Here is a 25,092-nt window from a genome sequence, read left to right on the forward strand (position 1 = left end):
TCTTCTTTACTAGCTCAAATTTAGCAATTATTTAATTTCTCAAGCCATTATGTACCAAAAAAAATCTTAATACACCTTTCTTTGGTGACTAAATGGTGATTTTAGCGGATAAAACACTTATTCAGGAGGCTTCTTCTTCCGCTCTGACTAATAATTGGAAGCCATTTCCGTGAATATTTACGATTTCAATATTTTCATCGTATTTGAGATACTTGCGAAGTTTGGTCACAAAAACATCCATACTACGTGCCGTAAAATAGGTGTCTTCGCCCCAGATTTTGGTCAAGGCTTCACTGCGTGGGAGGATGTCGTTGAGATACATTGCAAACATCCGAAGTAATTGTGCTTCTTTAGGCGATAATTTTTCTTTGACTTCTTCGCTTCCTCCACCGTCGAAGGTAAGAATACGTAAAGGGAAGTTGAAATGATAGCGTCCTATATTAAACTCTTTGACGTCCTCGCGCGGATCAGGTTGTTGCTGGCTTCTTTTCAAGATGGCCTGAATACGAAGTAACAATTCTTCAGAATTAAAAGGCTTGGTGATGTAGTCATCGGCTCCAATTTTGAAGCCTTTCAGGATGTCTTCTTTGATGCCACGAGCGGTAAGGAAAATGATGGGCATACTGGTATCTTTTTCCCTAATTTCAGCGGCTAAGGTGAACCCATCCTTTTTGGGCATCATCACATCGAAGATACAAAGGTCGTATTCACTTCGTTCGTAGCATTCCAAACCTTTCTCCCCATCAGTAGCCAGGGTAACATCATAATCGTTCATTTCGAGATACGAGCGAAGTACATCGCCGAAATTTTGGTCATCTTCTACCAAAAGAATTCTATGTGCCATACGAGTAATGGATGTTTGCAAAACTTGAGAAAATAGTGTGGGTAGATTTAGCTGAGCATGGTTTGTTCTACACCCTGGCGACGCGGGAAAAAGAGGATAAATTCACTGCCTTTACCTAAATCACTTTTGACCTCCACCGTACCTTTGTGTGCGTCCACAATTGCTTTCACGTAACTGAGCCCCAAACCGAAGCCTTTTACATCGTGTAAGTCTCCGGTATGTACCCGGTAAAATTTATCAAAGATATGCTTCCGAGCTTCTTTGCTCATCCCCATACCATGATCAAGGACGCTTATTTCAACACCGTCTTTACGATCGGTGGTCGTAATCACAATATCAGGTGCTTCCGGAGAGTATTTGTTTGCATTATCCAGTAAATTATTTATTACGTTAGAAATATGCGTCAAATCTCCATCAACAATCGGGTTTTCAGCATTAAGCACTGCCGTTGCTGTGCCTTGCCGAGGCTCCACTTGTAAGCCTATGTTTTCTACCGCCCGGGAGATCACGTCATGCAGATCCACATCGGTCAATCGGAGCTGTGATTCTCCCCGATCAATCTGTGCCATTTGCAAAACTTTTTCTACCTGACTATTCATACGTTTATTTTCCTGTTTTATTATGTTAGCAAAGCGCAGAACCTTAGATATTTCACCAGAGATCTTGGGATTGGAAATACTATCCGCTGCTAGAGAGATCGTTGCAATAGGCGTTTTAAATTCGTGGGTCATGTTATTAATGAAGTCTGTTTTCATTTCTGACAAACGCTTCTGTTGGAAAATCACCCATACGGTATAGCCAAAGCAGGCCAAAATCAAAGTGGCAAAAAGAAACGTACCAATAAAACTTGGTAATAAGGTACTCCACAATACGCTAGACTTTTCAGGAAAAAAGATTTTCAATTTGCCGGCAAATTGTCCTTCCTTATTTTCAAAAAGCGTCACACTGTAGGGCGTAGCATCCAGATCGGGAAAAACCGTATTCTGGTTACTTACCGTCGTGACATCGCCCGATAAGTATTGTCCATCACGAATCACAAAAGCCTCTCTCTCTATGCTAAAAACACCAAATTCATAGGGTGTCTTGATGGCGTTGTTTTCCAACTCCTGTGCTAAAATTTGCGCCAGGCGCTGGGCATCAATCCGTTCTTCGATAGGGTTATGAACACTTTGATAATCGTAAGTAATATTTTGCACTTCCCCCTCTTCGAAACCAAGCCCTAACTTGTGTCGGCGACGGCACTCTTCACACAATCCAGTACCCGTATTTGCCAGCAACTGGGCTAGTAATTGATTATTATAGTTATCACTTGCGGAAACTTTTGCACTGCCAATAGGTATAGACATCCCTCCATTGTCTCCATCAGCACCAACAACACCTTCTACATTCAAGTATTCAGCAGAGTAGCCATTGGCAATGACCAAAAGATCATCGGTACGAGAGGCTGCTTCGATCCGGGTAGCTACAACACTGAGGGCATTCTGAACATTTTTGTCAAAAGCATCCTCGTTGGCCCGTATCGCCGTAAGGGTCAAATCCGTCTGTAATGCCACCACTCCGATGACCGCCAGACTCATCACCCCAATAATTAACCAGATTATTTGCTTATTCATATCGGCTTAGATAACGCAGGGAACATCAACAAAGTTAAAGGATTACCTCCTGGCTCGGAGGACTTTAACGGATATTTAAGACTGCTTCGTTTTCAGAACTCCCTCGGAGGTACGGAGTTTTGTTTAGCCACGAAAGCACTAAGCTACAGAATAACACCAAAAAGCTCTTTTGTGGGTTTTAGTGCCTTGGTGATTTAGTGGCTACTCCTGCTTCCTTCCGCAAACCTATAAGACACTACGACGCGGTCGTTATTCTTCAAAAAAACAGCCACAGCAACAACGCTAGCGAAGATAAAAACACTCCGTATCGCGCGGTCACTGTGGCTATTCGTAAACCGTCCTACTGCTGCTTATTAATTCAACTGGAACCTGACCACAATACCACCCGAGGCATCCGTACGTGGGAAACCGATGGAGGTTCTTGGTAATACGCGGCGGTAATCCACAAACAGACGCAAGGACAGATTCTTATTCAGCTGGTATTCCGCCGAAGGGGAAAGACTTACGGAAAGCGATCCACTTGTTGGCTCGAAGATGCCTGAATCCAGTTTTTGGGTCACGGTCAGATCATCACGATAGCTGAAATTGAACTGTAAATCCAGGTCATTGGTGTTCAATCGCCCACCAGAGCGATTCTGTCGAGGACGACCGCCCGGTGCAGTTGCATTAGGATCGGGTTCTTCCGCAGCACCCCGGCCTTTCTTGTTCTTGTTCCCCGTAAGGAAACCAATATTTACCCCGGACATTCGGTAACCAAAGCCCGTTGCAATTTCTGAAGAACTGGTTTGCAGTACCTGCTTACCCGTTACATTTAATGACAACGTTCGGGCTTGCTTGTAATCAAAGTTCATCGACATCCCATTTTGGAACGTCATATCAATGGCAAACAAGGGTGCAAAGTTTTCCTGGATGATGACATCGGGAATTTCAAGTCGAGGGAAGAAATCATAAGTTTCTAAATCCAGTCCTCCACCATCAGGATTTTCTCGAAGCGCTCGTAAGTAGTACAAGCTTGTCTCATAGTTGTTGATCGCAAAGGTGGATTTGTAACTATGTGAGATATTGAAACTCGAGAAAATGTTCTTAAATGCCTTCAATTTCGACAGTCCATTGTAAGTCATCCTCCAGTTGGGTTTCCAACTGGTATTGAATGGATCAAGATCAATGGTATTGGGGTCTTGCCCCGAATAGGCCGCAATAAATGCCGGGATCAAAACATCCTGGTGGTTCCGTCCGTAGCCGTCGGTATATCCTTCTGCTGCCAAGTTCGGATCATCGTGAAGACCTGTTCCTATCCGCTGTGAGATGATGGGGCGATAGTCCTCAAAAGTCTTAAACAAGGCAATCACTTCATCTCTACTTCCCTGGAAAATGGTCGACAAAGCATTGTAAGACACCGTCAGTCGGCCTCCAAAATTCGGGACACGGTGGGCAAAGTCTACATTCTCAGCTTCCTTATCGAAAATCTTAAAGCTTTCGGTATAGTTCTCTGTAAAGTTCCGATTCCCTTCTATTTCGAGGCGGAAGTCCTGGAAAGGCTCGATCGTCAAGCGACCTTCATAGTTTTGGGTATATTCCTGAATAACATCCTGGTTGAGGAAGACATTCTGCGTAATCCATTCCCGGTTTTGGTACAGCCAGTCATCGGCTACCGGGTTACCGGCATTGGCGGCTTCCCGTTCGGCGTCGGTGAGGGTGCGAATTTTTGGCTGAAGCCCGGCGACAAAGCCCCACCCTGGGGCATCAAAGCCAGATGACAATCCGAGTAGTTCTGTCTGAGGGGTAAATCCTGGAACGACCGTTCGCATATTCTCCGAGTAGGTAAATCGCCCTTTACGAACCAAGAGTAAAGGTCGTATGATGGCTCTCGTGATTGGGCTAATCTCGTCGTCTTTCTTCTTTTTGCCGCCACTAGGATCCCCTACTTCTTCGTCTTTACCTGAGGTTCGGCCACTCGGCGTTCTTCCGGTATTACGGGAAGGGCGGGCGGGGCGATTTATTTTCTTCAGGAAAGGCACCTGGTCGTAAAGTTTATCAAAATTAAAATCTGCGTTCAACTGCCGATTTTGTGAATTCTGAATGACGTTACCCAAACTATCCACATTCAAAGCTGCCGCGTTCCAGGCGTATCCTCCCTGGTATTGTGCACGCACCTGTACCCAATCCATGTACGGAAGGTAGCGAATAGGCAAGGTGTAAGACAGACTTACGTTGTGCTGGTATAATTTAGGTCGACCAAAATTGCGAATACTGGTCCAAATACTATCTCTCCGGTATTGGTCAATGTCCGTAATGGTAGGGTCTTCAAGTGCTGCAATTTCATCGGGTTCATCAATCGCAGCGCTGGTATTGGCATTGAAATTAAATTTCAACGAACGCGTCAAATCCCAGTTCAAGTCGTAGTTGCGGTTCCATAGGAAACTCTTGTTGAAGAAGGTATTGAAACGTTCTTCAACACCAGAGAAACGATATTGGGTGCGGGAAAAATTACGATCCAAAACCGTACTAAAGGAGAAGGAATTAGGCAAGGGGTTTACATTAAACTCCTTGATAATTCTCAGCGGTTTGCTCTTTAGCCCCTTAAACGGCTGCAGGTAATTCGTTGGTCGGCTATAGCTGTAATCAATTCCACCAGCATATTCTTCCCGTGCATCATTCAGGATGAGCGGATCGCTACGGTCGGTACGGGTGTAATTATAGCTGGCACTAAAGTTTTCAATATCCCAGGGCTTGGGCGTAGCACCTCCATTGTCTCCGGTACGCTCTTTGCCAACATTGCTAAAGTTGTAGACCACCCGGTTGGTAATGTCTTGCGCCTGCTCGCGGATAGAATCCCGAGCGGCGGCAGTTTCCGTAGCATCAAGTTTGTCTTTGAGGCGGATATCCAAATCATAAGGATCAAACTCTGGCGTGCTCGTGGTATTGGAACGCTGTGCATAAAAAGGAATGCGCAATCCCCACTCTTCCGGGAAAAACTTATCAATATTTACATCTGCCGCCAGGTCATAGCCTGTAACTCGTTCCCGGCTACGTTCCATGACGCCATTGTCGAGTGCTCCGAAACCGATACTGTTGTAATTACCGGCAACGGTAACGGAGCCCAGGTCGGCCAATTGCATATCCACGCGCCCGATAGCTGCCAGACCGCCTTTTTCATTCAGTCCGGTAAGGCGAAGTTCGTTGGCCCAAGCTTCAACAGAATAGGTTTGTAGCAAATCGTCATCCTTAATCGGATTTCGGATACCAATCATCATGACCTTGACAAAGCCTAGGTTAGGATTACCCTTCACTTTGATATTGTGCACTCCAGGCGGGCCTTCATCTGTTTCGGAAATATAGACCTGGGCGTATTCCTCCACCTCGCTGAAGTTGGCGTTATTTCGCTCTACTTTGAGGTTTTTCAGCACCTCTAAGGGGAAATCAAACTGATTTTGTCCACGCCAAACCTCTGCCTTATAAGCTGGCGAATTGGGATTTGCCGTTGGGCTCACGAAATCAGGTCGAGACATCTTCAGGGGTATCTCGTATTCGTAATAGTTACTATTGAAATCACTTCCCAGACGAATAAACATTGTAAGTGCATCATCGGGCACATCCAGCTGATTTCTTTCCTCAGCATGGACAAACATTTGCAGACGCTCGTACAGGCGCATATCTACCTCGGTATATTTGAATACCGACTGTACACCACCATCACAGAGATTATCGATCCTTAAGGCTAGTGATTGCTCGTTTTGCAGGGTATTAAAAACACCAAGCGACTGCTCTCGCTGAATCCCTAAAGGCAGGGTATAATTGAAGGGTTGCTTATTGCCATTCTCCTCAATGTTTACTGCATCAATTTGGAAACTTTGACCGGTGGTCTCACATGCTTCGGTCGCACCATCAAAACCAATATCCTCGCGGGTATAGCGCCGCCACTGGTTACGCACCAGCTCCAGGGTCGCGAAACGCAAGATGGTAGGCGCAGCAAAATCTTTGAGGTACATCCGCATGAAGCGAATAGAGCGGAAGTTTTGAATACCATTGATGGCTTCAAAAACACCGGGCCTGATTTGCTGGCGCAGCGGTACTCGGAAGCGGTACCAGATTCGATTAGTGGCACCATCTTCGATCTGGTCTGTGATATATAATGCTCGTGCCCGATCAATCTCCCGAGGATTGGACGGATCTGCGTAGATGGGAATAGTATATTCAAAGTACGACTCCGTTTCGTTGAGGGTATTGTCGCCATCCAAATCTTCCGCATCGGGAACATTGGTACCTGATTGACGAAGCTGGGTACCCTGATTGGCGCCAGAGTTGCCCTGTGGGTTATTAAACCTACGGTACCGCTCCCGGAGGCGATCACTACTATCGAAACCATCGTTGTAAAAACGGAAGTTGTCGTTAGCGACATCGTTTCTCAACAAGTTAGCAGCTTGCGGATTAAGCGTAGCAATTGCATCCAGGTAGCTACTGTAAAAGTTCTCTTCTTCTGCATCCGTTAAGCCATCAAGCCCCACATCCTGCAGTGCTCTGGTTTCCGGGTCATTATCAAATGCTCTGGTAATTTGCTGCCCTACGGGTACTTTACCCCAAACGGTATTGTCTACTGGCCGCTGTTCATTGGCCGGGCCTGGTAAGCCATTCTCAAAAAAGCGGCGAGAATCTTTTAATATATCTTCGGAAACGTTTCCAAAATTGAGGTACAGGTTACCTTGCTTGTTCTCGAAATTAGGATCCGCTTGCGTGGGGTTATTCGGATCAAGGAAGGGAGACAACATCCAGAATTCCACAAACTCAATATTCGATGTTTGGAAATCATTGGTGGTAATCGCCCGCATGATTCCTCCCCAGCGGGTTTCCGGATCATTAAGCTGTACCGGAGAAAGCGTATCTCCGGGAGTAGGTAACACTCCTGCCGTCAGGCCTTCTCGGCCTCCCGGAATATCGAAGTTGTAGGGGCCCCGCTGATTTGGGAAATAAGACAAATCAAAAACTTGCACATCCGAACGCTGGTTGGGTTGAATGAACAAATTGGGGAAAATCTCATTTTGAGGCACCAACCTGGTGTAAGGGTCATTATTGTCCGGGCCTGTTCTTGCCAGAGGATCGATACGGTACCAGTTGAGGCGAGCGCGATTAGCACCCGAGACCAAACCTCCACGGGTAGCTTCCGGGAATTTTGACGGCTGGCCCTGAGGAACACTGGCAAGGTACCATTGATTGGTAGGCTGGCGCAAGTCGATAGTACTGGCCGAACCTTCAAAATCATCTACGTAAACAATCCCCGATTTGTCTTGTCGGCTTTGGTTGATGGCCCGGGAATGCCCGGGATCAAGTGCTGCCGCTTCGGCCATCACCGAGATACTGGAAGGCACCGTTGTACTGTAAAACGGCAATTTATCAACAAGTCGCGTCAGGAACGGTGCTTCTTTGTTCAAGTTGAAATCAAGACCGTAAATACGGTTATTGATAGGATCATCGCCTAAGTTTACCTTAGGGGTAAAGGGCCTTTCAAAAAGATTTAGAAACGTTGCCCCGATATTAATATCTTCATTCACTTCGTAATCCGCACGTAAACCCAGCATGGTTTTATTCTGCAAACCAAAGACGGTATTGTCTTCAAAAGAGACATTAATCGGTACGCCCGAACTAAGGATGGCGTCATTGAGAATGCGAATACGCCCGGTGGAATAATCTATATCGTAATCCTGCCCGGCAATCAGCAACTGACCACCAGCAGTAACCCTTTCTGAGCCTTGCGGGATATTAAATGCCCCCAAAGAAAGCTCCGATGCAACGGAAGATTTGTAGGTTCCTTTGATGACATAGCGGTTCTTCTCCGGAAATTCGCGCGCATCGAAAACAATTTCGTCATAAAGCTCTTGGTAGACGAAGGAATCCCGAATAGCTCCATCAATTTTCCCTGCCAGGTAACTACCAAAAGGTTCGAGTACCGGGAAAATAATCCGTCCATTAGCTGGATTAATGGTCACTCCTTCAACGAAGTCAAAAACCCCATCTGGTTGAGGGTCTCCTTGTACATTGAGGCGGTCTAGATTAAACACACGAACCAAAGGAATGCCGGCCAAATTGGACTTTGGCAAGAATCTTTTCACCCCACGCCCTGGATCATCATAAAAAATATCCAAACGGAAATCTTCCCGATTTACCTGATAAGCACCAATAGAATAGACGTTTTTCATCATCAGGTCCCAGGCAGGTACGTTCACTTGTTGGGTAGTACTCTTTAGCATTTTGGTAAACAGTACCGTTGATGTTTCCATGGTATCAGTCGTAACATCCGCCCGGTTGATGGAGCTGGTACCTACGGCAAACGGTTCTCCGTTATACTTATAGGTATAGGAAACTGCTAGTACCTGGTCGGGCTGCAACTGAATATTCAGCGAGATAAACCCAAGTTCTGGGTGCACCGTATAATCACGAGGGCCCAATTTACGTGCTCGTACTTTTTCGAAATCAATGGATTGACGAAGGTTAAATTGGGTCTGAAGAATAGCTACTGCCCTATCGATACTTTGGAGATCAGGGTTTGCGATAATCCGCTCGTACAGGTTATTTGCCTTGTTATCCGGCAGTGGTCGGCCATCGCAAATTTCACGGTAAAGTGGATCTGCATTCGCAATGATCTCTGCGGGGTTGGTCAGGCGTTCTGGTTCTCCCAAATCCGCGAAAGCCACAATATCCCGGGTGTCCTGAACATCATTTTTGTCGTTGGTTACCCAAACCTCCAGGTTCTCCAGGTGGAACAAGGTATTCATCTGGGGGAGATTCTGCAAGGCTGGTTCAAAAGCGGCACGGTTGTAATGAGAAATAAAGAAGTGGCGATTTTCATCGTACTCATCTGACTTTACTTCGTATTCGGTAACCTGGCTTCCGCCCTGAATGGTAATATTCTCGTTTTCCGATTGCTGCTGAGAGGCGATGGCGGTGAGGCGCAGGTGTCCGAATTGCAGCTCTGTTTTAAGACCGAAAAGACTCTGAGCACCTTGAATCAACTGCCCACGCAGCGGAAGGCTTACATTACCTGCTTCGATCTTCTTGAGGATATCATCTTCCCCGTAAAGATCGCTGTTGTAGTCGATTTTTATCTGGTTGTCAAAATTGAAGGTCGCCTGGGTATTGTAATTGGTAGAAAGCTTCAGCTTTTCGCCAATCTGCCCAGTGACGTTCATCTGGATGGCCATATCAAAATCAAAGCCGCCATTGCGTTTTTGCCGCTGGGTCAGGATGGGATTTTCTACGTATTGGTAATCGAAACCAAAGGTGAGGTCAATACTTCCCTGCGGTTGAATATTGATTTCATTTCCTCCAAAGAGGCGATCAATTAAGCTGGATTGGACATCCACGCCTGCCAGTGGATCATCGACACTGAGGCTACTTCCTCGATTGAATCCCCCAAGCTGATCGAAATATCGCTTCTGATCACGCTGGCGAGTGATTTCCATATACTCTTCGAAGGAGATATAAGTAGGTGGCCGGAAAAGCGTCTCTCCGATTCGCTCCGTAACGATATATTGCCCCGTAGCGGGATCGTACTCAATGGTCTGCTCCACGGCGGAAGGGTCACTCAGATCAAAAGGATTATTGGTAGGGTTCGTTATGAAATCTTCATAACGGTCCTGCAAGGGCGGCAGGGTATCCTGAACGCTAGCTTTGACGTAATTGATCTGGTATGGATCGTCTAATCCTGGATTATTACCCCAAGCACGAAGGCTACCAAAAATAGCCAGGGTAATAAAAATACTTGAGAGTAGAATTTGTCTAATCATTGTTTCTCACTGTTCGATTCTCTATCCCGATTGTTCATTCCTTAAACGAGCACTACCGCTCCTTGGGGTAGACGACTCAAAATTTAACACAGCAAAAGGTTTAGGGTACAAGAGCTTGCTCTAGTCAAGATGACAAATCTCGTAATGCCTGCTTGATGAGTTGTTCGGCACTATCCACCCCTGGCGATTCCCTAAGGATTCTATTGAGGGTACGTTGCACCTGTGGACGGGCAAAACCCAGCGCCACCAATGCAGATAACGCCTCTTCTCTGAGGGTATTGTCTTTGGGGGTACTAAGAATTACAGATTCGCCGCTATCTTTCAAAACTTTGTCTTTTAGATCAAGGATAATTCGCTTGGCCGTCTTAGGCCCTATCCCTTTTACGCCTTTAAAAGTATTGACATCTTCTCCTATGATGGCTGCTCGCAGTTCGTCCGGAGTTAGGCTAGACAAGGCGATCTGTGCCGTGGCGGGCCCAACCCCACTAACGGAGATCAGCAGGCGAAAAAAGTTGCGCTCAGTGTCTTCCGCAAAACCATAGAGGGTGTGGCCATCTTCTTTAATCTGCAAATGTGTCAAAATGCGGACTTGTTCGGCTTTCTCTATCTGTGCGTAAGTGTGCAGACTAATATTGATGTGATAACCAATACCTCCAGCCTCTACCACAATAAAGGTGGGATTTTTGAAGGTGATAGTACCTTTGACATATGTAATCATGGAAACGGGCTTAACCTAAGGAAGTAGTTTGTCTCATGAGCGCGATCAACCCAATTCGCCCTATGGAGCGAGATTGTGCCAAAAACTGGAGGGCAAAGGTAAGAAGAATCACAGGTATTAGCTTATTTTGGGGACAAAATAGCAGCTATGTACTTTAAGATTAGCTTACATGTTCTTTGTCTAATGGTGTTCAGTGCCTTCTTTTGGGGCTGTGGCGCAGAACAATCCACGGAGCATACTCCCCGGCTAGCCGCAAATTTCTACGTGCGCTATGTCGCTGAAAATCAAGAATTGCGTGGGCAAGCCTCTTTCTTTCAGGAAGACTCCACGACCCTTGCGTTCCCAGGCGGTGTGTCTTTCATGGGGAGTGGTACCCAAATGAAAGAACTCCCCAATGGACTCCTCAGATACGAAGGTAAAATGCGAGTACCTTACCAAAATCCTACTCGCTTCGCTTTTAAGCTTCCAGGGCTGGAGGCCCCAACAGAAATCAACCTTTCTATGGTCGGGATCGACCAATATTCCATCACCTCGGCCAGTAAATCCGAGGGACTCCGACTGATGGTAAACAACACATTAGCTGCTGACGAAAGTCTGTTATTGCTCTTTACCGACCCCAATGAGGAAGTACGCACAATCGTACGCCCAGGGCCTCTGGAGCGTACGGAGTTATTTATCCCTGCGGATGCCGTTGCCTTATTCACCCCGGGTGAATACCGCATTTATTTGGTTAAAAGTCGGCAAATCAAAGCACAAACAGAGGGTCTTGACTACGAAGCTTCTGTAGAATTCTACTCAACGGAAAAAGAGTTTGAGTTGAAGGATTAAGTCTCCTGCCTATCCTTTCCCCTCTTTATTTGAAACCCAACACCATGAAGCAATACTACTCATTGCTATTTATTCAATTTCTCCTATTATCCTTCTCTCCACCATTTTTTGCGCAGCAATTTTCAGAGATAAGTGAAGAATTAGGCATGATCCATCACTTTGACGACTGGAATAGCATTGGCGGTGGCGCAGCGTTTTTTGATTATGACAATGATGGTGATGACGATCTTTATTTTACCGGAGGAAAATTTTCTGATCGACTTTATCGCAATGAGGGCGACGGAACCTTTACCGATGTGACAGAGGAGAGTGGCCTTCAGTTAACCGCGACCTATTTCACCACTGGGGTAACCGTGGGTGATATTGATAACGACGGTTATCGAGATATTTTTGTAACTACTTTTGGTTTTTTGAATTCTCTAGCGCCGGATAAACGTAACCTCCTCTATAAGAACATGGGGGATGGGACGTTTCAAGAAATTGCGCCACTCGCTAATCTCAGTGACGCCTCTCGTTCCGTTAGTGCCACGTTTTTAGATCACGACCAGGATGGATTTTTGGATTTGTATATTGTCAATTATGTTGATCGGGTGAGATTTATCTATGGCGAAGATGGTATGCTTAGTGGTTTTGATCATGATTGTTACGAAAACTTTTTCTTTCATAACAATGGCAACGGTACTTTCACCCAGGTCGCCCGCCAACTTAACTTAGAGGACGCTGGATGTGGGTTGGCCATCGTCAATACTGACTATGACATGGATGGTGATGCCGACTTGTACCTAGCCAATGACTTCGGTGAGTTCATCGAGACCAACCAAATGTACATCAATAACCTGACCACGGGTGTCTATGATACTATTCCTGGAGAGAACGATATCAATATTGGCTTCTACGGCATGGGCATTGCTGTTGGTGATTATGACCTGGATCAAGACTTCGACTACTATGTGTCTAATCTTGGTGCCAATGCTTTTCTAAACAACGATGGAAACGGCCAATTCACCAATATCGCTGAGCAGGCGGGAGTGCCCAATACGATGACCGACAATAACTTGCTCGTAACCAGTTGGGGTACGGTATTCGCTGACATTGACAACAATCTCTACGAAGATCTCCTTGTTTCTAATGGCCATATTCCTGCTGCTGCTTTCATAGCAACGGACCACATAGACCCTAACAAGCTTTACTATAACAATGGTGACAATACATTTACTGACATTTCCGTAGCTGCTGGTTTTGATAGTCCGGAAAAATGTCGAGGACTGGTGTATTCAGATTTTGATCAAGATGGTGATTTGGACTTTTTTGTCAATGTGATGAGCAGCGATAGTTTCCCTGATGCTCATGTAAGGTTCTATCGTAACGATTTGGCAAATAATAACAATTGGGTACAAATTTCACTGGAAGGCACTCACTGTAATCGAGACGCGATAGGAGCTATTATCCGATTGTTTGTTGACGACCTTATACTATTGCGAGAAATCAGTGGCGGAGGAAGTCATGCCTCTCAAAATAGCACAATCGCCCACTTTGGTCTGGCAGACCACAGCACCATTGACAGTGTACAAGTGAGTTGGCCCGGAGGAGAGGTGGAAACTTTTTATGATTTGGACATCAATCAACGCCATCATTTGATCCAAGCCCTGGTGCCCAGGGTAAGAATTAACTTCAACGTAGATATGAGTTTTCAGGAAGAAAGCCCACAAGGTGTTTTCCTCAAAGTGACCAATGCAGAAGGCGATATCCAAAGTAAACTCATGTATGCTCCCTTCCTGGATGGTATGTACAGTGTTTCTTTTCTTCAAGAACCAGGCTTCAGTGGCTATTACACTATTATAAACGGCTATTGCCCCGACGATACCTGCGGAGAAGATCTAAGTGAAGAGGGGTGTGATGGTTTAACACCCGATTTCAAACGCTTACTTGAACCTGTTTTTAATGATACAACGATCAACCTTTGTTTTGGAATTTGCGCAGGAATTCCCTGCCAATCAACGGTAGATAGCATCAACGCTCATTTTACACTCAATGCTGCTCCACTTAACGAAAACCTTCAACAAATTTTCATCCGCGGCCTTAGTCCCAATGGTGAAGACCTCCCCATGAATGATCCTGATGGTGACGGGACTTATGAGCTCAGTATCAACTTGGCGGAAGGTTATTCCGCTTATTACACCTATGTCAACGGAGAGTGTAGCGATGAATCTTGCACTGAAAATTTAAGCGAACAAGGATGTACAGATGAAGCCAACAATTATTATCGCTATTTGCCTCCCATGACGCAGGACACCATGCTAGCTGCCTGCTTCGGAGTCTGTAATACAGACAGCTGCTTTGCGCCAATTGACACCTTCCGGTTAACCATCAACCTGAACATGACCAATGAAGCCCTCAACCCTACGGGTGTTTTCATTATTGGCGACTTCTTCGGCCTCTCTGGTGCGAGCCCTATGTATGATGGCGATGATGATGGCATCTATACCAACTTTTTTGATATTCCCGAAGGCTTCTCTACTTATTACAGCTTTACCAATGGTAGCAATTGCCCAGGAACTACCTGCTATGAAGACCTTAGTGGACAAGCGTGTGCCAGCATAGATCAAAATAACTTTCGGTACCTCAACCCAATCACTTCCGATACTATTATTAATCTCTGCTTTGGAGAATGCCAATTAGCAGCTTGCTTTCCTCCGGCAGATTCCGTAGACATTCAGATCAACCTTAATACGGCTGCTATTGATGTTGCAGAAGCAGGTATCTATTTAGTAGAAGGCGCTTTTGGTTCTCCCGGCGAAAACCCGATGGAGGACAACAATGGTGACGGAGTCTATAGCATAACTTTACGAGTTCCTGAAGGATTTAGCGGCTACTATAGTTTTACTAATGGTTTATGCTTTGACCTCAGTTGTAAAGAAGACCTTAACGGCCAGGATTGTGGCCCACCTAATGCCAATAACAACCGTTGGCTCCCCCCGGTGATGCAAGATACCATTATCAATACCTGTTTTGCGGAATGTATTCCAGATTTGGATTGTACGCTGCCGCCTTCAACGACGCCCGTTACTTTCGGCTTCCACGATCCTCTCAGTGGAGAGGCAGCTGTATTCCTGACGGGTGAATTTGGTTTGCCCAATAATGATTTTGAGCTGACCGAATCTCCTGCGAGTAGTGGAGATTGGTTTGTGACGCTAGATCTTATCCCTGCTACTTATTATTACCGCTTTGGGACGGGTACTCCCATGAATGGTATTCTGGAAACTTTTCCTCTTGGTCAAGCAGACACGTGTACGGTTGATTTATCCGGTGAACGCTTTCGAGTGATTACGGTAGAAGATACCGCTCTGGAGCTGGAGCCCGTCTGTTTTGAGCTATGCAATTACTGCGAAATTATTTATAATGTTACGAATCCTATGCCTCAGTTACGGAGGTTCCAGATTCAACCCAATCCAACAAGTGGAGCAACCATGCTGAGCTGGGAAGCGGTTGGTGCTGATCGTATCCAAATTCGGCTTATCAACACCATAGGACAGGTTATTGAACAATTTGACTTGCCCGCCGGAGTAGGTCAGTTATTCCTCTCTACGCATACGCTTCCCGCAGGTATCTACTGGGTAAGCCTTGAAACGGAGGGAGGATATATGACTCGAAAATTAATAGTTCAATAAATAAAAAAAGGAGGTGAGCTACTTTTTGAGTAGCTCACCTCCTTAAATAAAAAAAGCCCCTCCCCTGAGGGAAGAGGCCATCCCAAAAACCGATTTAAGAATACACTTGAAAACGGTTCTTGTGAATCACATACAATCCAATCGCCTTATCATTTGTCTTTTACGCAAGCTTTACATGAAGGTTACGTATATATGAGAATTTTTATAATTATTTTTTCAAAAAAAGCTTCGGCTAATCATCTCTACTTTCCCAAGCTTGAAAAAACTAACCGAAGCTTAGATTCCTACTCATTAGAAACCCTCATTGAACACTATATAACCATTGTCTTACCTCGCTAACAAGCTTTCGACTACGAGGCTCTTCCGCCAGAAAGATGCCCAAAATTGGGCGGCTTTGGTCTATAATGCAATGCTAATAACTGTATTTCAATTACCATGCCAAAATAAGTCAAGACAAAGAAAAAACCCGTTATCACCAACAGTGGCAATAACGGGTTATAGAATACTTCTCTATTTTAGAGATTCGTGGAATTAGTAATAGGGTCGGTAATTATTATTGATTATTTTTCTTTTCCCGCTTTTTAAAGGTAAGCGCTACTGTGATCTCGTGCGAACCTGTATTGTATTTCTGGAACCGTTGGAAAGACACATCATAGGAATAGTAAAGGTTGAAATTTGTCAACCGTGTTCCTAATAATATCCCCATGGCACCTAAACCAGCACGGTAAGAAAGCCCTGCAATCAGTTGCTCATCCAGGAAGCCTGCTTTCAGGTTCAAGTCCATCTGGAAAGGTGCATTTCTGATTTGACGCAAGAGGATCGAAGGCTCCAAACTCACTTTTTGCTGTGTGAGTTCAAAGCGGTGCCCCAGGTTAAAAGTGTAGTAGCTAAAGAAAGATTCTGAGGTACCAACGCCCGCAATTTCTGACAAACGGCTGCTCACCAGGTTGTTAAAAGTAAGTCCACCGTAAGTATTCTCACGGAAGGTACCATATATGCCTAGTGCTGCATCAAACTGCCCTTTCCCATTCAGTAGGTCTTCCAACAAAGCGTCGGCAGGGTCGTAAAAAGGGCTGTCGGTGATATCGCCATCAATCCTCATTTGCTGGAATTCGGTAAAGAAACCAAACGCCAGTTTCCAGTCTTCATTGACTGGGTAGCGGAATGCGTAATCCAACTGTAGTTTGCTACGGCTCATTTGAGCAGCAGTCTCCGAAAAGATACCAACACCCAAGCCGAACGTACGCCCCAAGGGGCCATTGTACCGAGCAGCAAAGGTTTTAGGAGCATCTTCGAATCCAGTCCATTGCATTCGAGCATTGAACTGTAGATTATAGGTTTCATCAAAACCCGCAGCTGCTGGATTAATCAGGATGGGGCTGATGTTGTAGTGCATGAAGAGTGCTTCGTCCTGTGCATGGACTAAAGTCTGTAACACGCTAACCAAACCCAGGAGGAGTATTAGTTTTTTCATGGTGGGAAGCTTAATCAGTTTTGGGAATTATAAGTATACAATAGGGATGTTAGGAGGACTGAAAGCAGTACACATGCCTGCTTTCAGTCCCCTTAAATTCGTTAATCGCGAACGATGGTGAGTGAACCACGCTTCTGCAAAGGTTCTCCACTTCCAGGGCTACTATAATCAAGTACCCAGTAGTAAGGACCGGCCGGTAAATCATCGCCGTTCTGGGAAGTTCCTTCCCAATCATTGCTGTAATTATTGGTTTCGTAGACCAGCTGTCCCCAGCGGTTGTAGATCTCCAGATGGTTATCCGTCAATGCATCCGCACAGAAGATGATAAACTCATCGTTCGAACCATTACCATCAGGTGTGATGACTACGCGATCTTCAAAACACTCGAACCGTTCGTCAGCTACTTTGCCCGATACGACCTCAGAGCTACAACCACTGGCATCGGTCACTTGGAGCATGTAAGTACCTGCACACAAGTTGGTCACCGTTCCAGTATTAGGAGTGCCAGGAATGTTTAGCCAATTGTAAGTATAAGGAGGGTTACCTCCCAAAACAATTGCCATCACCGAACCATTACAGTTGTCGGCATCCGTATGAGGCTCTGTCTCAATCGTTACAATGATCGGAGCAGACTCTGCAACCACATAGCTTTCAATGAACTGACAATCATTTGCATCCGTAACGGTCAGGGTATAAGTACCCGGAGCCAGGTTGGTCCGTTGCTGACCAGTTTGTCCGGTTGACCATGAGTAGCTGTAAGGAGCTGTTCCGCCCATGGCTTCTACAAAAATCTCTCCGTCCTGGCGGCCATCACAACTGATTGACTTGACCGAACTTTCAACACTCATTGGTTGTGGAGCGGTCAATTGTACGGTCGTTTGCTGCTCACACATGAAGTTATCGATCACAAAAATCGTATAGGTACCAGGAGCAGCATTGCCAAGGGTGCCTGTCGTATTCGTCCCTACCATAGCACCTGCTAGTTCAAACTCATAGGTAAAGCTGGTAGAGGTACCATTGTTGGTCACTGATGCCTGGATTTCTCCGTCAGTGGAGTCAAAACAATCCAATGCTCCTGAAACCACTGCCGAAGCGGTAAAGGCCGACTGGGTTTCGATTTCGTAGTTACGAATCAAGGTAGCACCAGTACCATCCGTGATAACGACGGTGTAAGTATTTGGCGACAAATTCATAATAGATGCATCCATAGAAATGGGATCATTACTTCCTTCTGCCGTCCAGACATACGTATAGGGTTCCGTACCTCCCGCAGCGGTAACGGTAATTGATCCATCCATACTGTCCGTACAACCCGCATCCGTGATGACGGCACTTTCGGTCATTTGCAGTACCTGATAGCTTATTGGTAAAGAACAATTGTTTTCGTCCCGGATGATACCGGTTATTGTCGTTGGGCCAACAATTTGGTTCACCTGCTGCCCGTTGGGATAGCCATTCCAGGTAATGGTCGGTATACCCGTTCCTCCACTCACCATAATTGTCACACTACCAGAACCACCAGCATCTTCTGTATCATTGAAGATTATCGCCGAGCTTACGGTTAACGGATCAGGAGATCCTATGGTGAAGCTGCCAGGCAAGTTGTTCATCCCACTATCGGTGATGGTATAGGTATAATTACCCGCTGGCAAATTGGTGATCGTACGCTCTCCAGTATCATTCACTAAGAATGGGCCAATATCCATCGTACCGTCATTCAACGTGATGCTTATTGGTTGTTGGCCTCCTGCAATAGCGAAGAAAACCGAACCATCCGTATCTCCAGGACACGAAACAGGGTTGGTCACCAACTGAACGATTGATAAAGGTGCGGAATCAACCATGTAACAGGCTGACTGCGTACACCCTGCTCCGTCCGTCACCGTCACACAGTAAGTACCGAAGGCAAGGTTGGCCAGGTTTTGCATACTGGAAGTAAACATATTCGGGCCCGTCCAGGCAAAGGTATAACCACTGCCACTACCACCACTGACCGTTGTCAGTGTGATTGTTCCATTATTGCTACCCGTGACACCTGTTACCGTTGCTTCCAACACAATAGGATCACTTTCTTCAATCGTAAAGTCAGCAGAAATGCTGGTCCCGGCACAGTCCGTAATCATCACCCGGTAGGTGCCTGCACAAGCGTTCAGCAGGTCTTGGGTCAATGCTACATCAGCATTGGTCGCCAGATTGATCCAACGGTAAGTCTCCATCCCAGGGCAGCTTCCTCCTGCGATCGTGATATTGACCCCGCCATTACAACTTCCAGGACAAGCGTCGTCAATGGTGAAGAAAGTCAACCGCAATACTTCGTAAACATTGAAGCAGGTAGAAGCCATACAACCAGCGGCATCCGTCACCGTCACACAGTATTCTCCCGGGGTAAGAATATTATTGGGGTCTTGCCCACCGAAGGTGTAACCATTAGGGCCCGTCCAGCTGTAGGTGAAACCTGGGGTTCCGCCCGCTACCGTGAGGTTGATTCCTCCAGGACTACCGCCGCCAGGAATTAGGGCAACCGTACCAGTTAATACAATCGGCTGCGCCAATTCATTCACTAAAATATTCCCTAGCACCTGGTCACAACCATTCTGGTCTACAATCGTCACGCTATAAGAACCAGCCGACAGGTTGGATTGGGTAGTAACATTGTCTGGCAAACTACCACTCCAGTTATAAGACAAAGGCGGTACACCACCACCAGCACTAATCGTGATCGCTCCGGTATTGTCACCAGCGCAAAGAATATTCGTAATATTCACTACCGAACCAGTGATCGCTGGTGGCGAAGTGATGCTGTAGGTGCCACTGACTGACATGCCCGTAACGGTATCTGTAACAGTAACCGTTATCGTGCTCGCCCCACGCCCCGTCACACTTGGTCCAGACTGACCTGGAATTGACCACTGATAGGTATAGTTTCCTGAACCATTTACCATACTTACGATGGTGATAGAACCGATAGGTTCGTCTGCACAAGTAAGGTTGACTACATCTACCTGGCCAAACTGCAATGGTAAGGCAGGGTCACAAGTTACCTGCCCCGTTGCCCCACTGAAGGCGACCAAATCATCATTGGTATCCGTAATTTCAATCGGTGTAGGGTTGCTACCAATTGTTACCGTGCTATTGTTATTCGTCAATTTATTGAAACAAATAGAGAATAATACGGAATTAGGATTGAGGCTCACGGCATTGCCCGTACTGCTTTCCCATTGGAAGTTGATCACCCCGGGAGAGGCACTGAACGAGGCTGCCGTCAATCCTGGCAAACCAGCATTGATGTTACTGATCTGCGCAAAGCTCAAATCAGTACTGTTGTAGGTAATGCTAAACTGCATGCCCTTAATGTCGGTAAAAGTAGAAGCCGTAAAGTCCATACAGAAGTTATCCCCCGTACAAGCTTCTACCGTTGAGAGGCTTGCCGCAAAGGTTCCTGATCCCATCTGGCCAATCGTAATCGTCCCTGGTACACCCGTAAATGGAACCTCCATCTCGTCGCCATCAATGACCTCAATCGGAGTAGGCATTCCAGAGAAAGACACGGTAGTAGTAACACTACCGATAACATCAAAACACACTTCAAAGATCGTAGCACCATTTGGCAAAGTAACCCCATTTGCGAAGGGGTCATTCCAAGTGGTCGTCAGGTTGCCGGGCGGAGGTGGGTTTCCTACCGAGGCAGTGGTAAATCCAACCAAAGAAGGGTTGAAATTCTGAGTACTTGTAAATACCAGCACAGCAGGATCGTAATTGATACTGAACTGCATACCAAGGATGTTGTTGAAGTCATTCACCGTTACCGGTAAACAAACATTGTCACCTGTCATCGCCGTAGCGTCCGCAAGGATCAGCGCAAAGCCTTCCACCAAAGGATTGATGGTTACAGTACCACTATTCACTGTACTGTTGACAGCGTCACCATCTCCATTTTGAATCGTCCGTGGAGAAGGCATGGTGACGTCAGAGGTGGTAGTACCAACAACATCAAAACAAATTCTACCCAAAGAGCTATTGTCGGTAAGCGTAATACCCGTAGCATTACTCCAGCTTGCGGTCAATACTCCCGGCGAGGGGTTGGTGATGGAGGCTGCACCCCAACCAGGCAACATAATATTGAAATTTTGCGCTCCGGTATAGCTCAGTATTGCAGCATTGTAGTTGATATTGAACTGCATGCTGGTAATATTGGTGAAGTTGGTTACCCTGATGGGTAAACAAACATTGTCACCTTGGTTGGCCGTCACATCCGTCAACGTAAACGTAATGGGTAGAGGGCCACTCGTAGGAGGGCTGATCGTACCAGGCAAACCGGTAAATGGAACCTCCATCTCGTCGCCATCAATGATCTCAATCGGCGTAGGCATTCCAGAGAAGACCACCGTCGTGCTTTCGTTTGTCAAAACATCAAAGCACAATTCAAAGATGGTCGCACCATTGGGTAGCGTGACACCCGTAGCTAAAGGATCGTTCCAGGTAAAAGTAAGGTTGCCCGGGGTTGGGTTGCCTACCGAACCAGCAGTGAAACCGACCAGCGCTGCATTAAAGTTTTGTGCACCCGTAAAGGTCAAGGCAGCAGGATCGTAATTGATACTGAACTGCATACCAAGGATGTTGTTGAAGTCATTCACCGTTACCGGCAAACAGACATTGTCGCCTTGGCTGGCTGTTGCATCGGCAAGGATTAGTCCAAAACCTTCTAGAGGAGGGCTCACGGTTACGGTACCACTGTTCACGGTGCTGTTAACAGCAGCACCATCACCATTTTGGATAGTTCGTGGAGAAGGAATCGTAACATCAGAAGTGGTGCTCCCTGTAACATTGAAACACAGTCGAACCAGTGACGCAGCATTCGCAAGCGTTACACCCGTAGCGTTGCTCCAGCTCACGGTCAGTACACCTGGTGAAGGGTTCGTGATGGAGGCCGCTCCCCAACCGGGTAAAGTCGCATTAAAGTTTTGCGCACCGGAAAAACTCAGAATGGAAGCATTGTAGTTCACATTGAACTGCATGCTCGTGATATTCGTAAAGTTCGTTACCGTCAACGGTAAACAAACATTGTCGCCCTGATCGGCAGATACATCTGCCAGCGTCAGCGTAATCGGTAGAGGGCCACTCGTTGGAGGACTGATCGTTCCCGGCAAACCGGTAAATGGAACCTCCATCTCGTCGCCATCAATAACTTCAATTGGCGTAGGCATTCCAGAGAAGACCACCGTCGTGCTTTCGTTTGTCAAAACATCAAAGCACAATTCAAAGATGGTCGCACCATTGGGTAGCGTGACCCCCGTAGCTAAAGGATCGTTCCAGGTAAAGGTAAGATTGCCCGGGGTTGGGTTGCCTACCGAACCAGCAGTGAAACCGACCAGCGCTGCATTAAAGTTTTGTGCACCCGTAAAGGTCAAGGCAGCAGGATCGTAATTGATACTGAACTGCATACCAAGGATGTTGTTGAAGTCATTCACCGTTACCGGCAAACAAACATTGTCGCCTTGGTTGGCCGTGGCGTCCGCAAGGATCAACGTGAAACCGTCAAGAGGGGGGCTCACGGTTACGGTACCACTATTCACGGTGCTGTTAACAGCAGCACCATCACCATTTTGGATCGTACGTGGAACTGGGATGGTTACATCAGAGGTTGTATTCCCTGTAACATCAAAACATAGCCGTACCAGTGAAGCGTTATTGGCCAACGTTACACCTGTTGCGTTGCTCCAATTCACGGTTAATACCCCTGGTGAAGGGTTCGTGATGGAAGCCGCTCCCCAACCGGGTAAAGTCGCATTAAAGTTTTGAGCACCGGAAAAACTCAGAATGGAAGCATTGTAGTTCACATTGAACTGCATGCTTGTGATATTCGTAAAGTTCGTTACCGTCAACGGTAAACAAACATTGTCGCCTTGGTCTGCAGATACATCTGCAAGGGTTAGTGTAATAGGTAGTGGGCCAGAGCCTCCTACAGTTACGGTTCCACTTTCACTATTGAAAGGGACATTCATTTCGTTACCGTCAATGATTTCTATAGGAGTGGGAGTACCTGAGAAACTGACGGTCGTGGTAGAATTGCCTGTTACGGTAAAACACAGTTCCAACAAGGTAGCACCATTAGGCAATGTTACACCAGCAGCAAAGGGATCGTTCCAAGTAAAAGTCAGATTGCCGGGAGTAGGATTGCCGATGGAAGCGGAAGTGAATCCGACCAAAGCCGCATTAAAATTTTGCGACCCCGTAAACATCAAAGCAGCAGGATCATAATTGATACTAAACTGCATACCTAGAATGTTATTGAAATCATTCACTGTTACTGGCAAACAGACATTGTCGCCTTGGTTGGCTGATACATCTGCAAGGCTCAAGGTAAAACCTGTAGGCCCACCACTGCCGCCAACAGTTACGGTTCCACTTTCACTATTGAAAGGGACATTCATTTCGTTGCCATCAATAATTTCTATCGGCGTAGGAGTACCTGAAAAACTAACAGTGGTAGTCGTACTGCCCGTTACCGTAAAGCACAATTCCAACAAGGTGGCACCGTTAGGCAATGTCACGCCAGCAGCAAAGGGGTCATTCCAGGTAAAGGTCAAGTTTCCAGGGGTAGGATTACCGATGGACGCAGAAGTAAACCCAACCAAAGCCGCATTAAAATTTTGAGACCCCGTAAACGTCAAAGCAGCAGCATTATAGTTGATACTAAACTGCATACCTAGAATGTTATTGAAATCATTCACCGTTACGGGCAAACAGATATTATCACCTTGATTCGCTGATACATCTGCAAGGCTCAAGGTAAAACCTGTAGGAGTACCGCCTCCACCACTAACAGTAGCCGCGGCATCATTACCTACAAATCCCAGGTCGATTCCTTGTGGATTAAGAATTTCTATGGATTGTGGTAAATTTTCATTGAACTCAATCAGAGTGGTTCCATTCAATTCTCCTCGAAAAGTCAGAGAAAACAGTACCGTCTGGTCCGCAAGACTGACACCCGTAAAATTAGGGTGATTCCAACTCAAAATAACCCTGTCGTTAGGCGCATTTCCCGAACCTGGCACACCAAAAGAACTGGTGGTAAGCCCGGGAAGAGCCGTAGCGTTGATATTTGAGATAGATTGATAACTAATGATCGCAGGATTCCATGTTATAGGAAACTGAATGCTAGCGACATTGGTAAAATTACTAACCCTGACATCAACGGTAAAAGTATTACCTTGAGTGACAGTGTTGGTAGAGGGAGAAAGTGTAAAAGTCGGCTGGGCTACTAACTGTATAAAACACAGCAATAGTAGTCCAGTGAACAGGTGTTTTAGCAGTCCGTTCATGGTTGTGGGGAATTTGGGATGTATGATTAAAGTAGTCCGTCTAACTAAGGTGCTACACGAAGCAATCGGCGGGTAATAAAGGTATCACCCATCTGAAGTTGCAAAATGTAGGCACCAGTATGTTTAAAAAGTGTATTTTCTAATTCAAGCACATGGCTTCCAGGGCTAAAAGTAACCTTTCCGTCCTTGATACGCTGACCACTAACTTCACTTAATGTCCAGAAGATTTCTCCTCCTTCATTAAGTTCAATCAACACATTAGCATTCTTTGAGAATGGATTAGGAGATACTTCCGCTCGCATGGGGAGATTCTCGACGATCGAAGTGCTGTTGATTTCACCAATCGTAATTAGACCTCCTGAAAATTCAGCATTTAGGTCAACGACAGAAGTATCAACGACTTCCATTAAGCCTCCGAAGTCTACCATCGTCTGCTCTCCTTCTGCGCCAATCACTTCTAGTTGCAAAGTGAAGAGTGATCCTCCATCACTTAGCGTATTTCCAGAGAGAGAGTTATCAAAATACAAGTAGGTCAACTCTCCTCCGCTAGCATTCATTGCATTGAAGTTGTCATCTTCAGAAAGTCCAAATGCAATGTTATCTACGCCAACGTATCGCAGCACCATAGAGTCCCAAGTCACACTAAATGCGGAAGAGACAATGTCATTATAATTACTCACAAGAACATTGACATCGATGGTCTGACCCGGTTCAACCTGATTGTCATTAATATAAATAGAGGGGGTGTCTTGTGCGGTAAGAGATAACGACACAAGCAACAAAGAGATAACCCCAAAGCATTGGGATAGTTGAAACTTCATGGGATTATGTAAATTAAGTTACTCAA

Annotated in this window: 9 protein-coding genes; 2 read left to right on the forward strand and 7 right to left on the reverse strand. The window is 46.0% G+C overall.

Going from position 1 to position 25,092, the window contains the following annotated elements; genetic code table 11:
* Window positions 1-121: 121 nt before the first annotated feature.
* The 4 genes from AB0L18_RS05580 to ruvA all read right to left on the reverse strand — a co-directional run bounded on the left by AB0L18_RS05580 (window position 122) and on the right by ruvA (window position 10,953).
* Window positions 122-844, reverse strand: a complete 723-nt coding sequence (locus AB0L18_RS05580) for a response regulator transcription factor (protein WP_367391591.1) — start codon at window positions 842-844, stop codon at window positions 122-124.
* A gap of 47 nt (window positions 845-891) precedes the next feature.
* A complete protein-coding gene (locus tag AB0L18_RS05585; protein ID WP_367391592.1) occupies window positions 892-2,457 on the reverse strand; it encodes a sensor histidine kinase in 1,566 nt (521 codons plus the stop codon).
* 353 nt (window positions 2,458-2,810) lie between these two features.
* Window positions 2,811-10,235 carry a cell surface protein SprA gene (gene sprA, locus AB0L18_RS05590; protein ID WP_367391593.1) on the reverse strand — a complete coding sequence of 2,475 codons (7,425 nt, stop codon included), beginning with the start codon at window positions 10,233-10,235 and terminating at the stop codon, window positions 2,811-2,813.
* Between the two features lie 124 nt (window positions 10,236-10,359).
* Complete coding sequence (gene ruvA, locus AB0L18_RS05595; protein ID WP_367391594.1) at window positions 10,360-10,953, reverse strand: Holliday junction branch migration protein RuvA; 594 nt, start codon at window positions 10,951-10,953, stop codon at window positions 10,360-10,362.
* A gap of 147 nt (window positions 10,954-11,100) precedes the next feature.
* On the opposite strand from ruvA, the gene AB0L18_RS05600 reads away from it, so the two are divergent.
* Together AB0L18_RS05600 and AB0L18_RS05605 are read left to right on the forward strand one after the other, a co-directional pair.
* On the forward strand, window positions 11,101-11,781 hold the full coding sequence (locus tag AB0L18_RS05600; RefSeq protein WP_367391595.1) for a hypothetical protein: 681 nt from the start codon (window positions 11,101-11,103) through the stop codon (window positions 11,779-11,781).
* Window positions 11,782-11,825: 44 nt separating this feature from the next.
* A complete protein-coding gene (locus AB0L18_RS05605) occupies window positions 11,826-15,449 on the forward strand; it encodes an FG-GAP-like repeat-containing protein (RefSeq protein ID WP_367391596.1) in 3,624 nt (1,207 codons plus the stop codon).
* A gap of 553 nt (window positions 15,450-16,002) precedes the next feature.
* On the opposite strand, the gene AB0L18_RS05610 is transcribed toward AB0L18_RS05605, so the two are convergent.
* The 3 genes from AB0L18_RS05610 to AB0L18_RS05620 all read right to left on the reverse strand — a co-directional run bounded on the left by AB0L18_RS05610 (window position 16,003) and on the right by AB0L18_RS05620 (window position 25,066).
* On the reverse strand, window positions 16,003-16,923 hold the full coding sequence (locus AB0L18_RS05610; protein ID WP_367391597.1) for a PorP/SprF family type IX secretion system membrane protein: 921 nt from the start codon (window positions 16,921-16,923) through the stop codon (window positions 16,003-16,005).
* A 101-nt stretch (window positions 16,924-17,024) separates the two neighbouring features.
* On the reverse strand, window positions 17,025-24,245 hold the full coding sequence (locus AB0L18_RS05615) for a cohesin domain-containing protein (protein WP_367391598.1): 7,221 nt from the start codon (window positions 24,243-24,245) through the stop codon (window positions 17,025-17,027).
* A gap of 44 nt (window positions 24,246-24,289) precedes the next feature.
* The gene (locus AB0L18_RS05620; RefSeq protein ID WP_367391599.1) at window positions 24,290-25,066 is read right to left on the reverse strand and encodes a cohesin domain-containing protein; all 777 of its coding nucleotides are present in this window, start codon (window positions 25,064-25,066) and stop codon (window positions 24,290-24,292) included.
* Window positions 25,067-25,092 lie beyond the last annotated feature (26 nt).

The organism is Lewinella sp. LCG006, assembly GCF_040784935.1.
Classification (GTDB): Bacteria; Bacteroidota; Bacteroidia; order Chitinophagales; family Saprospiraceae; genus Lewinella.